Source organism: Sphaerochaeta sp. UBA5836 (assembly GCF_002432845.1).
Taxonomy (GTDB): domain Bacteria; phylum Spirochaetota; class Spirochaetia; order Sphaerochaetales; family Sphaerochaetaceae; genus Sphaerochaeta.
Map to the genome: position 1 here is coordinate 43,312 of NZ_DJGW01000068.1, position 13,364 is coordinate 56,675.

8 protein-coding genes are annotated in these 13,364 nt (G+C 52.3%); 2 read left to right on the forward strand and 6 right to left on the reverse strand.

All coding sequences use genetic code 11. The features are described 5' to 3' along the window. On the reverse strand, window positions 1-807 hold the full coding sequence (locus B3F49_RS05420; RefSeq protein ID WP_293909518.1) for an inositol monophosphatase family protein: 807 nt from the start codon (window positions 805-807) through the stop codon (window positions 1-3). Between the two features lie 34 nt (window positions 808-841). On the opposite strand from B3F49_RS05420, the gene mfd reads away from it, so the two are divergent. After that, a complete protein-coding gene (gene mfd / locus B3F49_RS05425; RefSeq protein WP_293909520.1) occupies window positions 842-4,138 on the forward strand; it encodes a transcription-repair coupling factor in 3,297 nt (1,098 codons plus the stop codon). Window positions 4,139-4,146: 8 nt separating this feature from the next. Further along, complete coding sequence (gene trmB / locus B3F49_RS05430) at window positions 4,147-4,884, forward strand: tRNA (guanosine(46)-N7)-methyltransferase TrmB (RefSeq protein WP_293895317.1); 738 nt, start codon at window positions 4,147-4,149, stop codon at window positions 4,882-4,884. A gap of 98 nt (window positions 4,885-4,982) precedes the next feature. Here the strand turns inward: trmB and B3F49_RS05435 are convergent, their stop codons facing one another. From B3F49_RS05435 to B3F49_RS05455, 5 genes are all read right to left on the reverse strand, one after another. Then, window positions 4,983-7,067, reverse strand: coding sequence for an elongation factor G (locus tag B3F49_RS05435; protein WP_293909522.1), 2,085 nt, complete (start codon window positions 7,065-7,067; stop codon window positions 4,983-4,985). Between the two features lie 174 nt (window positions 7,068-7,241). Then, window positions 7,242-7,565 carry a helix-turn-helix domain-containing protein gene (locus B3F49_RS05440; RefSeq protein WP_293895325.1) on the reverse strand — a complete coding sequence of 108 codons (324 nt, stop codon included), beginning with the start codon at window positions 7,563-7,565 and terminating at the stop codon, window positions 7,242-7,244. Window positions 7,566-7,729: 164 nt separating this feature from the next. Further along, window positions 7,730-9,760, reverse strand: a complete 2,031-nt coding sequence (gene fusA / locus B3F49_RS05445; protein WP_293909524.1) for an elongation factor G — start codon at window positions 9,758-9,760, stop codon at window positions 7,730-7,732. Between the two features lie 53 nt (window positions 9,761-9,813). After that, window positions 9,814-11,916, reverse strand: coding sequence for a heavy metal translocating P-type ATPase (locus tag B3F49_RS05450; RefSeq protein WP_293909527.1), 2,103 nt, complete (start codon window positions 11,914-11,916; stop codon window positions 9,814-9,816). A gap of 78 nt (window positions 11,917-11,994) precedes the next feature. Continuing rightward, complete coding sequence (locus tag B3F49_RS05455; protein ID WP_293909530.1) at window positions 11,995-13,314, reverse strand: chloride channel protein; 1,320 nt, start codon at window positions 13,312-13,314, stop codon at window positions 11,995-11,997. Window positions 13,315-13,364: the final 50 nt, after the last annotated feature.

A 13,364-nucleotide genomic window follows, 5' to 3' on the forward strand; every position in this document is an offset into this window, starting at 1 on the left:
CTATTTAGCGGGCAATACTTCCCTCAGTGCCTTGATGCACGCCTTTGTCCCTGCATAGAAGGAGGGAAAGAAAGGTTTGCGTTCCAAGAGGAATGCATCGTCGTAGACGAACGGCGTCCCGTCGACATACTCGATATCCATTCCTACGCGTAAAAGCACTGCGTGGGCTGCTGCAATATCCCAGACGTAGCAACTCTGGTTTACACACCCTTGGATGTGGTCATAGAGCACCGGGCTGAGCATGTGCAGGATAGATGAGCCGAAGATGCGGATTTTGCCTTCATAGCGGGAGAAATCCATAAGTCGCTGGCCGCTTGAACCCATGGTGATCTGGTGAGGGAAGTCCTTGTCGGGGGCGATGAAAAACGGTTTTCCGTTTATTGTCAGTTCCTTGCCGGGATCGAGACGCAAAAACAACTCGTCCTCTCCAAGCCCCCAGCGCGGTGCACTGATCATGGCCCCCACCGGTTTTCTGTTTTTGTCCAGAATGCCCAGGGCCACCGCCCAGGAGGGCAGGCCTTGTGAGTAGACATCCGTTCCATCGATTGGATCGAGGACGAAGGTGTAGGGAGCTTTGTCATCAAACGGGGTGAGTGTCTCCTCACTGATGATGTTCACATCCTCAAAGAGCTCGGCAACAACACCCAGAATTCGATGGGATATGGCCAAATCGGTTTCAGTAATGACCGTTCCATCGCTCTTGTAGGAACGATGAATGGACTGTTGCTGTTCTTTTGCTTTCCTGCCTGCATCCTGTACAACCAGGGCCAAGGCATCCAATGCCTTTTGGTCGAGTAGTCTATCCATTGTATTGCATAACCTTCCCTCTCATGATAGGGTAATGGCGCTTATGCAAACGCCAATTTCCACCCTTGTCCAATCGTATATCAAAAGCAGCAACGCTTACAAGGCATATGGAGCAGGGTCCAACCACCTCGCTATCCAGGGGCTTGAAGGGTATCCTTTAGCTCAATTCCTCAGGTTGATCAGTCGCAAACATGCAGGCAGGGTATGGGCGGTTTGTCCTACCGAGGAGAGTGCACAACAGCTGCTCAAGGACAGCGGATTCTCGGTAAACGGCACTGGTGTCATGCAGACGCCGCTCTCCAACAATGAGACCAGGATCGTCTACCTGAACGGCAACGGGAGGAAATTATACACCCCCTTCAATGCCGACAATGTGGAGTACGACCAACTCAATCGGTTGATGCAGATACAGGAGATGAAACAGGGTGTGGTGGTAACCCACCTCAGGCCGTTCGTCTCTCCGCTTGTTAGCCCGGCAACACTGAAACAGGCATCGCTTACCATCAAAGTAGGATCTGTCTTCGACACCGCCTCCTTTTCCCGATTGCTTACCAATGCAGGTTATCTCCACACCGTATCGACATCGGCTATGGGAGAGTACTCGATGCGAGGTGAAGTTCTGGATATTTTCCCCTATGAAAGCGAGTATCCGTACCGGATTTATGCCGACTGGGATACGGTAGGCAAAATCGCCCGCTACAACCCCATTACCCAGGAGAGCATCACCACGGTGGGCAAGCTCACCCTCTCCTTGGTGGATGCAACCAGTGAACTGGCCACCACCTCGATCGGAGAGTATTTGACTGATGATGACCTGTTTTGTTTTATCGGCGACCAGCGGCTGGCGACCAGCTATCACAGCCTGCAGGTGGAAGCCAAAGCCCTCTATCGCCAGGCGTTTTTGGAAGACCGTGAGGCCACAAAGCCCGATGCCCTGCTCTTCGATTTCCCTTCCTTCCAGAAAGCGTGCCGCACCAGCATAACCCTGTACGATATTGCCGGCCAGAACCAGGAGGCCTATCGGTTCGACATCGAGGGACCCCGTTCCTATTTTGGAAATTTCACCTTGCTCAAGGAAGATTTGAAGAGTCTGGACAAGCAGGGTTGGAGCATTGTGATCTTCACCGAGAACCAACTGCAAAAACAACGGTTGATGCAGATGCTGAGCGCCTTTCCCTTCCTTGGATGGGAGGACCGGGCGATCAGCGGCGGGTTCGGAATCCCCTCGCTGAAAGTGGTTGCCATCTGCGAGCATGAGATTTTCGGACGCAGGCGGCAGGTGATAAAAACACTTCAGCATACACAGACCTCCGCGCTCGATTCATTCGTCGACCTGAATGAAGGTGACTATGTTGTCCATGTGAATTATGGGGTAGGTCAATTTGTCAAGATCGACCGGGTCTCCAGTTTCGACCGTGAGCGCGACTTCATAAAAATCGCCTACGCCGACAATGAGATGCTCTATGTCCCGATTGAACAGGCAAACCTGATTCAGCGCTATATCGGTAGCGATACAGGGCTGCCGAAAAAGGACAAGCTCGGAGGCCAGGGATGGGAGAACAAGAAAGCCAAGGCCCGAAAAAATGCCGAGGATTTGGCAAAACACCTCATCTCGCTGTATGCAAAACGCAAGAACAGCGTCGGATTCGCCTTTCCCAAGGATACCGACTGGCAGCTGCAGTTCGAAGCCTCATTTCCCTTCGATGAAACAGCGGACCAGCTGACCTGCATCGAGGATATCAAGGAAGATATGGAGAAGCCGATCGTCATGGACCGCCTGGTTTGCGGCGACGTAGGCTACGGAAAGACGGAAATTGCCTTTCGCGCCGTATTCAAGGCCGTCATGGGTGGCAAACAGGTTGCCTTTCTTGCCCCGACAACCATTTTGGCTGAACAGCATTATCAGAATTTTCTCAAACGGGTGGGGAACTTTCCCATCCGTTGTGCACAGCTATCGAGAATTGTGGCAAAGAAAGAGCAGAAGCAGACACTCATCGGTCTTGCAGAAGGCAAGGTGGATGTGTTGTTTGGAACCCACAGGATTTTGCAGAAGGATATCGTGTACCGTGATCTGGGACTGTTGGTGGTGGATGAGGAACAGCGTTTCGGCGTCAAGGACAAGGAACGGATCAAGACGCTGAGGGCGAGCATCGACTCGCTCTCCTTGAGTGCCACCCCGATTCCCCGGACCCTGTATATGTCGCTTTTGAAGATTCGTGACATGTCCTTGCTTGCCACACCCCCGATCGCACGCAGACCCATTCAGACCTATATCGGTGAATATGATGAGCAAACCATTGTTCGGGCCATCCGTGATGAGGTTGGCCGAGGCGGCCAGGTCTTTTTCCTGCACAACCGTATCGAAAGTCTTGATGAGGTTGTGTTTCAGCTGACCAAGTTGCTGCCTGATGTCATCATTGAGAGCGCTCATGGGCAGATGGACAGCACCAAGCTCGAGGACACGATGCGTCGGTTCATCCATGAAGGCATCCAGGTGCTGGTTTCCACCACCATCATCGAGAACGGCATCGACATCCCAAACGTCAACACCATCATCATCGACCGCGCCGACCGCTACGGACTGAGCCAGTTGTACCAGCTTCGCGGAAGGGTGGGGCGAAACGACAGCCAAGCCTATGCATATCTTTTCTACCCACAGGGGAGCGCCCTCAGCGAGATTGCCCTCAAGCGGCTGAAGATCATCAGTGAACACACAGAACTGGGCAGCGGCTTCAAGGTGGCGATGAAGGATATGGAACTGAGAGGAACGGGGAACCTGCTCGGGCGCGAACAAAGCGGCCATCTGGCTTCGGTCGGCCTTGATATGTACATCCGCATCCTTGACGAGGCGATCAGGGACCTGCAGCAAGAAGGAGTCAGGGAAGAGGACAAGGAAGTGTTTCTGGAGCTTGATTATACAGGCTTTATTCCTGACACCTACATCAAGGCACCTTCGGTCAAATTCGATATCTACCGCAAGATTTCATCCATCGTCAATGACGAGCAGCTGCAAGGCTTGACCAGCGAGTTGTCCGACCGTTTCGGGCCTCCTCCGGTCGAGGTGGCGAACCTGCTTTACATCGCCGAGATCAAGATCATCTGCCGCAAGCTCTCGATCATCCATCTGACCGACCGCAAGGGTGTGGTTGCCGTTGAGTTCGGCAAAGTTGCGGATTTGAATGTCAACAAGGTCATGAATCTCATCGCCCTGAGCAACAAGAGCGTTTGGCTTGATATGAGACGCATGAATGTAATGTATATGAAAACCGATGCGGTTTCTCTCAAGGACAAGGCGTTGTTCTTGATGGAGAAGCTGCAACGCCTGATATAGGAGTGTTGATGCAGGAAAACCAAGGAACGATTTTCCAGGATATTCCAGAGTTGGAGTGGGTGGAGACCAAAGAGGATGGGAAGAAGAGACCCATCAAGAGTTATGTGCTCAGGGGCTCCTACCTGCGCACCTACCAGGTACAGGCCATCCGCCGCTACTATGGTACCTACGGCATCCCATACAGCAAGACCAAGCTCGAGTGGAACCAGGTGTTTGGAAACGACAACCCTGTTGTAATTGAGATTGGGTTCGGCATGGGTACGGCAACGGAGCGCATAGCCAAGGAACGCAGCCAATACAACTACCTTGGCTTGGAGGTGTTTCTTTCGGGGTTTGCAAAGCTCTTGCATGCTGTGGGATCTGGGCATCTGGATAATGTAAGGTTGATGCGCTTTGATGCAGTCGAAGTTCTTTCCACCATGGTCGAGGATGGAAGCATTGCAGGATTTCACATATTCTTTCCCGATCCTTGGCCGAAAAAGCGCCAACAGAAACGACGCCTGATCCAAGCACCGTTTGCCCGGTTGCTTGCTTCCAAGCTTAAATCTGGTGGATACATCTATTGCGTGACCGATTGGGAGGAGTATGCCTTCCAGATGCTGGATGTCTTCTCCCACACCGAAGGCTTGCACAATCCCCACCCAGGATTCTGTCCCCCGGTACCGTGGAGGGACACAACCAAGTTCGAACAGAAGGGAAGGGCCAAGCAGCACACCATCTTCGAAGTCTGGTTCGAAAAGCAGTAGATGAAAAGAGGGAAGGGAGCCTGCCGCCGCACGCTCCCTTCCAAGGTTCACAAATTCACTCTCAAGCAATCAGAATACTTCTGATTGTTTCACCTTGCCTACTCCTGTTCTTCCTTTACGGATTCCTTGTAGGCCTTGATCACTTCATCGGCCAACTTGCCGCTCAGCGGTTCGTAATGGTCGAACTCCATTTCGAAACTCCCTGTTCCACTGGTCATTGACTTGAGGTCGATGGCGTAGTTGAGCAGTTCGGACTGGGGAACCAATGCTTTTACCATTTGCAGGTGTCCCATTTCCTCCTGACCGAGCACCCGACCGCGTTTGCCGCTCAAGTCGGAAAGTATGTCGCCCAGGTAATCATTCTCAATGTATACACTAAGTTTCATAATTGGTTCAAGTAGTACAGCCCCTGCTTTCTCGAGTGCCATCTTCATGGCTCCCTTCGCAGCGAGTTTGAATGCCATTTCACTTGAATCAACAGGGTGTTCCTTGCCGTCGATGAGGGTGATGCCGATATCCATCATCGGATAGCCTGCCAAAAAACCTTCCTCCATCTGCTCATGCAGGCCTTTTTCAATACCAGGAATATACCCTTTGCTGACCGAGCCTCCCTTGATGGCATTGGTGAAGGAGTAGTAGGCTCCTCGTTCAAGCGGTTCGATTTCAATCAGGACACGGGCGTATTGGCCATGGCCTCCACTCTGCTTCTTGTGTGAATATTCAGCTATTCCACTCTTCCTGCTGATGGTCTCACGATAGGCAACCCGGGGAAGCTTGGTGAAAATATTGATCTTTTGCTTCTCGCGCACCTTGTCGAGAATCATGTTCAAATGCAGTTCGCCCATTCCGGCAACCACATTTTCCTTGGTCTCCTCGTTGAACTTGATCGTGAACGTTAAGTCTTCTTCCATGACTTTGTGCAGGGATTCGTTCATCTTTACTTCACTTTTCTTGTCATCACTGCTGATGGCCAGGCTGTAGATGGGGTGCGGGAAGGCAAGGGGCTTGAATTTCAGCTTCTGGTCGGCTCCCTCGATGAGGGTGGAATTTGTGGCGGCGATATTGCTCTTTGCAATCACCCCGATATCACCGGCAGGCAGTTCATCGGTTTCAATCAACTTCTTTCCAACCATGCGGTATACCTTGTTCGGCCGCTCTTTTTTCCCGAGATCAGGATTATACAACTCGGTTTCACCCTTGACGGTGCCTCTGAGGACTTTGATAAAGCTCAGCTTGCCGCTGAATTGGTCGATGGTGGTCTTGAATACGAGCGCTGCAGCGCTTCCTTCGGCAGTGATGGGAAAGTCATTGACAGTTCCATCTTCGTCCACCGTCCAGTCGAGCTTGCCCAACGGTCTGGGGAAGTTGTTGCGGATGAACGTCAAGAGACTGAGTATGCCGCTGCCCTCCTCGGAACAACCGCAGAATACGGGCACGACTCTGTTGCCATCCATACCTTCCCGCAGCCCGCGACGAATGTCATCACTTTCCAGCGTGCCTGCTTCGAAATACTTTTCGATCAAGTCATCAGCACCCTCTGCCGCATTCTCGATGAGGGCATTACGGTACTCTTCTGCAAAATCAGCAAATTCGGCCGGGATGTCTCCAACTGTCTCCTTGCCGCCCCTGTTGATGAAATATGCCTTGTTTTCAATCAGATTGATGATTCCCTTGAATTCCTTGCCGCTTCCCATGGGGATGGTGACAGGGACAAAGGTGGTTTTGAAGGTCTCTCTCAAATTCTCCAAAACATGGGTATAATCTGCACGGTCGCGGTCCATTTTGTTGATGAACACTGCGCGTGGCTTGTTTCGCTCGTCAAGGTGTCTCCAAAGTTTGATGGTTTCAATCTGTGCTCCATCACGTCCGTCAACGACCATGAGGGCTGATTCACAGGAGCGGAATCCGCAAATGGTCTCGCCGATGAAGCCGGCTGTTCCCGGAGTGTCGAGAATATTGATGGTCTTGCCGTCCCAATTCAGGGAAGCGAGGGAAGCGTGGATGGAAATCTTGTGGTTGATTTCCTCTTCCGTATAGTCACTGGTGGTCTTACCGCTAGCTACGGTTTCTGCCCGGGAAATCACATTGGCATAAAACAACATCTGTTCAACCAAGGTGGTTTTCCCGGTTTCATTGTGGCCGATGATGGCAACATTCCTTAAGTCAGTGCTGACAACGCTCATAATTCCTCCTTCGATCACCTCTGATTCTTGTATGATGATCCAGAACGCATGCATCAATGGTACGCTCCATAATCCCATATGTCAAAAGAATTCTACCACCATAAAAAAAGGCCGGACACTCGTACACGAACATCCGCCTGGAAATGCAGGGAAATAAAAAACGAGAGTGTATGGTCAGCGTGTCAAGCTTACATTCACATCAATGATGTTGCTGATGTCCTGTTTCAGTTTGTAGGCGAACTGATCCATCACCGTCACATCGTTGGGCAGCTTGTCACCGTCTTCGCAAAAGAACGTCCAGCAAGGCACATCCAACGCAGCACTGATTTTCTCGATTGTAGCAAAAGAAGGGGCCTTTCTTGAAGTTTCAATTTCTGTAACAAACGAAGTGGAAACCCCGATTTTTTCAGCAAGCTGAGCTTGGGTCAAGGAAAGCTTGCGTCTGCGCTCCTTGAGATTTCTCGCGAAAATGTCCTGCAAATTGTAAGTTCTAGCCATGTTGTACTCCTCTTAAGTAACTGCAATACCAGCAATCTATATCGAAAGGAGTATGATAACATTCTCCTTCAGTCTAAAAATTCTCACAGTTTTAATACATTCTAGGCACGGAACCAGCATTTCCGCAAGGTTTCACCCCGTCTTTTTTCCAGGATTCCATACCCTTAGCGGTTTTTTGGCTCGTAGTGGTCGAACTCCATGGAGAATGTTCCTCTTCCTTGGGTTGCTGATCTGAGAGCAGTGGAGTATCCGAAAAGTTGGGAAAGCGGTGCTTGCGCATGAATGTGCTCGCTTGCCGTTCTGCTCTCAATGCTGTTCACCAGGCCCCCGCGGCTGGTGATGCTGGAGATGGCTTCGCCGACATATTGCGAAGGAACGACGACGGTGACGTTCATCACCGGTTCCATGAGCACCGGTCCGGCTGACTGTGCAACCTTGTCGAAGCACATGGCCGCGCACGCTTCAAAAGCAAACTCACTGGCTGTCAGTTCGTGGAAGACGATATCGGTAACCTCGACTTCGAGATCGCACGCTTCATACCCGAACTGAATGCCGCCTTTGAATGCGTTGGTGACTCCCCGTTTGATCGCCTCAAGATAGATCTCGTCAATACCTCGCGTTTTTGCACTGATGCGGTACTGTGTTCCGCTTCCGGACGCCAGCGGTTTTACCGTCATGCTTAATCCTGCTGTATTCTCTTTTCCAGCCAATACTTTTGAGAAGGTCTCCGATCCGCTGGCAACCTTGCTGACAGATTCACGATAGGTGACCTGCGGTTTGCCGACCCTGGCTTGGATTTTCATCTCCTTGGTCAGACGGGTCACCAACACATCCAAATGCAGTTCTCCCATGCCGCTGATGACCAGCTGGCCGGTTTCCTCGTCATCCCGATAGGTGAAGGTAGGGTCTTCCTGGGCAAGCGTAGCGAGTGCTGCACGCAGCTTATCCCCATCGCTCTGCGTGTTCGGCTCTATGGCCACTGAGATGACCGGAATGGGGAAATGCATCTGCTCAAGCAGTATCTGTGCTCCTTCGCTGCCGATGGTATCGCCGGTCCTGCCTTCCTTGAAACCGATGACAACCCCGATGTCACCTGCTTCGAGTTCGTTGACTTCCTCCGCCCGGTTTGCATGCATCCTCAGAATCCTGTTGACCCGTTCACGCTTTTTCTTGCTGATGTTCATCAGTGTAGTGCCTTTGCGTATGGTCCCGTTGTATACGCGCACAAAATCCATTGCACCGGCCTCACGGTCGACTTGGATTTTAAAAATCAAGGCCAAAGGAGGCTTGTCCTTGGAGTAGGGAACCTCGACCTGTTTCTGTGTTTTCAGATGGATGCCCATGATCGGCGGGACTTCGGAAGGCGAAGGCAGATAGTCGATGACTCCGTCAAGCAAGGCCTGCACGCCGATGTCCTTCAGCGATGATCCAACGAATACAGGCAGGGCCTGACGGGCGATGGTTGCTTTCTTCAAGGTTTTCTTGAGCAGATCGGCTCCAATCTCCGCCCCCTCGAAATAGAGTTCGGTTATCTCGTCGCTGAAGGAGGAAACGCTGTCGATCAAACGTTCATGCCACTGATCAACCTTATCGCGCATCGAAGATGGTATATCCTGCTCAACAATGGTTTTTCCCTGGTCCTCAGTGCTGAATACCAGATATTTCTTCTTGATCAAATCGATGATGCCGCTGAAGCTGCTCTCAGTGCCGACAGGCAGGAATAAGGGAATGGGATTTGCCCCAAGCTTGACCTTCAGCTCATTGACCGCTTCTTCGAAGTTTGCGCCAAGGCGGTCCATTTTATTGATGAATGCAATACGGGGAACCCGGTAGGTATCAGCCTGCCTCCAGACTGTCTCGGTTTGCGGCTCAACCCCGCCGACTGCACAAACCACCATGACCGCACCATCCAGCACCCTCAGCGAACGTTCGACTTCAGCGGTGAAGTCCACATGGCCCGGGGTATCTATGATGTTGATCTGATGCTCCTTCCAATAACAGGTGGTGGCTGCGCTGGCAATGGTGATGCCGCGGTCCTGTTCCTGCTCGAGGAAGTCCATCGTTGCTTCGCCGTTGTCCACCTCTCCGATTCTATGGTTCTCACCGGTATAGAAGAGAATCCTCTCGGTGGTGGTGGTTTTGCCTGCATCGATATGTGCCATAATGCCGATATTGCGTGTCATCTTCTCGTTCATGCTATCAATCCTTCAAACAATCTGTGCAACAATAGCATACATGGAGTTGAATATCAACGAGAGGGACGGAAGAGCAGAATCCTTAAGGCATTGAGAATTGCGATGATCGTCACCCCGGTATCGGCAAGCACGGCAATCCACATGGAGGCATATCCCATCGCTCCCAGTCCAAGAGCCAAAGCCTTCACCAGGAGGGCGAAACTGATGTTTTGCCTGACGATGGCTGCAGTATGCCTGCTGATCTCAAGCAGGTTCGCCACCTCTTGCAAGTCATCGGCAAGAATGACCACATCGGCACTTTCCATCGCGGCATCACTTGCATTGCTGCCCATGGCGATGCCTACTTTGCTTGCAGCCAGGCTGGGGGCATCGTTCATTCCGTCTCCCACGAAGACCAGATTTTTGCGTTCTGCTGACATCGCTAGCATGCGTTCCTGTTTCTCATGGGGCAGAAGGGATGCGTGCACCTCATCCAAGCCGAGTTCCGCCGCCACGCGGTTTGCATGCACCTCTGTGTCGCCGCTGATCATGGCGAGGTGCGTGATCCCCAGGTCCCTGAGATGCTTGACCACGGATTTGGCCTCGGAGCGCAGGGTGTCGCGCAGGATGAACGAGGCTTCATGACGGCCGTCAACGGCCAACAGGATTGCTGCCTCATCCTCAGCCCCTGGTTCCACCACGATCCCCAAATCCTCAAACAGTGCGGCATTGCCTGCTGCAACACGTCTGCCGTCGACCAAGGCGGACAGGCCTTTTCCCGCAACCTCCTGTACATCGAGTGCCGCATATGGAGCGTTGAGGGTGAGGAAGGCTTTTGCCAGCGGGTGGTTGCTGTTTCGTTCAAGGGAGGCTGCAATTTCCTGTAGATAGGCTTCATCATGGGTGGCAGAGGCCGTCAAGCGAACCTCGAGCAAGGTGAACGTTCCACTGGTAAGGGTCCCGGTCTTGTCGAACACGATGGTATCGGTCTTTGCAAGGGCTTCCAAATAGTTGCCTCCCTTGACCAGGATACCCCTCTTGGCACTCTTTCCAATTCCTGCAAAATACGAAAGCGGAACACTGATGACCAACGCACACGGACAGCTCACCACCAGAAACACCAGTGAACGATAGACCCAGGTCTGCCAAGACCCGGTTATCAGACCTGGGATGACGGCGAGCGCAACGGCCAAGAACACCACGATCGGGGTATAGTATCGGGCAAACGAGGTGATATAGCGTTCAGTTTGCGCCTTTTTTCCTGCGCTCTCCTCAACCAGCTGCAAAATTTTTGCCGCAGTACTCTCCTCATAAGGCTTGCTGGCCCTGATATCGAGCGTCCCTCCCAGGTTGAGGGAACTGCCAAGCACCTCGTCTCCGACTTTCACTGTTCTCGGAATTGATTCCCCGGTCAAATGCTGCATATCCAAACTGGAGCTTCCACTGACTATATATCCATCGACTGGTATTTTCTCGCCTGAAAGCACCCGTATGTGTGAACCGGGAACAACCTCTTCGACGGCAACCATGGTAGTACTCTGTCCTTGGACCAGCCTTGCCTGCTGCACCTTCAAGTCAAGGGCCTCAATGATTGATTTTCTGCTCTGCATTACCGAACGGGCTTGGAAATATTCTCCGACCAGATAGAAAAGCATGACAGCCGCCGCTTCCCCTGTTTCCCCTATGGCCAATGCTCCAAGCGTTGCAATGCTCATCAAGAAATTTTCATCAAAGATTTTTCCATGCACTACATTTCTCGCCGCCTTGAGCAGCACATCGTAACCGCTTACCACAAAGCTCAGTATGAACAGGTGGGGAATGTCGAAGAGCATGGCCAGACCGAAGCCGAGTAGCGAGACAAGGATTCGGACCAAGATGACCCAAAGAGGATCATCTTCGTCTTTTGTTCGGTTTTCCAAGGGTTTCACCTTGAGCGACGGTTCCACCCGTTTGGCTTCCTTGATGAGGTCGCTGTAAAAAGACTCCTGCTGTTTTTCGGTGGTGCTGATGCGTATTTGCTTGCGCGAGAAATCGACCCGGGCCGATGCAACCCCTCCGATTCGCTGGATGCGGTCCTCGATTTTTGCAGCGCAGACAGGACAATCCACCCCCTCGAATGTGTAGTCCCGTTCATGCAATGGGGATGGTTCTGTGTGGGTTGCTTTGGATGGATGCATGGTTGACTCCTAATATATCAATATATGAATAGATGTTCATATATTAGGAAGTGTTGGCATCCTTGTCAAGCACCTATGTCAGACATCCCAGGCGGGATCGATGATTTCTGGAACAATCTGCCGCTCGTAGATGGAGAGTCTGCCGCTGAAGAGGTAGGCTATGCAGCAAACAAAGAACAACGAGGTGGGATTGCCGAAGCCGTACAGCTCCAATCCCAATACAAAGCAGGCCAAGGGGAGTTTGGTGCTGCCGCTGAGCATTCCTATGGCTCCGAACATGGACAGTGCAGAGACCGGGATGGGAAGCAGCGCTCCGAACAAGGCCCCTGTTGTGGCGCCTATGACGAGAATCGGGATGACCTCGCCGCCGGCAAAGCCGCTTCCAATGGTCAGGGCGGTCAAGAGGAGCTTGAAAAGAGGGGCGAACTTGCTGGTGGTTCCGTACTCTGCCTCAATGATGAGGTCGATGGAGAGTCCGTTGTAGGCAAACGTACCGGTGACCAGGTAAATGACGATTGATGCAAGCAATAACAGCGAACTGGCAAGCAGTGCTTTCTTGTAGGGGTTCGTGGTAATCCGAGAGAACAGGCTCTTGGTCAGATGGATCAGGTGGCAGAAGAGTCTGCTGGCCAAGCCGAGCAGGATGGAGTATGCCAATAATATGAGAAGTGTGGAAAGATCGAGGGTGAAGGCTTCGGCTGTCACCGGGACCAAGGTGTGCGTATGCAGAGCCTGGCTCACCATGCAGGCGGTGAAGGAGGCGGTCAGGCAGGGCAGGAGGGCGTCGGTTCGGTTCACCCGGGGATTGGAGAACTGCATTCCGAACAAGGTTCCGGCAATCGGGGCGTTGAACAGGGCGCCGAAGGCGGCCCCAGCACCGCTGATCAGCCAGATACCTTTCTGCTGGATGGATTGCCTCTGCCCCTGGTGCAGCATCTGCATTTCCAGGCGGGAGCAGTAGCTTCCGATGGAAGCCCCGACTTGGACCCCGACGCCTTCCTTGCCTCCTGATGCTCCCACAAGATGGGTGATGAACGTATTGAACAGCAAAAGAGGAGCCATTTTGGTGGATATCTTCTGCTTGTGCGCATCACGATCCTTCTCGTAGCCGATGCTGGTGGGGTGGGCGATATCGAGAATGCCCTGATTGATCAAGTCGATCACCTGTGAGCCGCCGTCTTTGAGGTAAGGCCCGAGTTTCTGATACAGAAAGGCGGTAAGCAGGGCACCAAGGGGTATGAGAAAATGAAGCCACGGATGGTTGGAGCGGATCGACCCGGCTTCAGCGACGAGAAAGGTCAACAGACTGATGACCGGTCCGACCAACATGCCAAGCACCACTGCCCGAACTGTCCAAGCCACTAGGGGAATTGAGAAATTACGTCGTGTTAGGTTCATAGTCCCCATCATAGGAGCTTTTCTCATTTCTTGGAACCACAAGAGAGCCT

Coding starts and splice junctions, on each gene's coding strand:
- B3F49_RS05420 (WP_293909518.1), bottom strand. CDS start 807: ATGGATAGACTACTCGACCAAAAGGCATTGGATGCCTTGGCCCTGGTT.
- mfd (WP_293909520.1), top strand. CDS start 842: ATGGCGCTTATGCAAACGCCAATTTCCACCCTTGTCCAATCGTATATC.
- trmB (WP_293895317.1), top strand. CDS start 4,147: ATGCAGGAAAACCAAGGAACGATTTTCCAGGATATTCCAGAGTTGGAG.
- B3F49_RS05435 (WP_293909522.1), bottom strand. CDS start 7,067: ATGAGCGTTGTCAGCACTGACTTAAGGAATGTTGCCATCATCGGCCAC.
- B3F49_RS05440 (WP_293895325.1), bottom strand. CDS start 7,565: ATGGCTAGAACTTACAATTTGCAGGACATTTTCGCGAGAAATCTCAAG.
- fusA (WP_293909524.1), bottom strand. CDS start 9,760: ATGAACGAGAAGATGACACGCAATATCGGCATTATGGCACATATCGAT.
- B3F49_RS05450 (WP_293909527.1), bottom strand. CDS start 11,916: ATGCATCCATCCAAAGCAACCCACACAGAACCATCCCCATTGCATGAA.
- B3F49_RS05455 (WP_293909530.1), bottom strand. CDS start 13,314: ATGAACCTAACACGACGTAATTTCTCAATTCCCCTAGTGGCTTGGACA.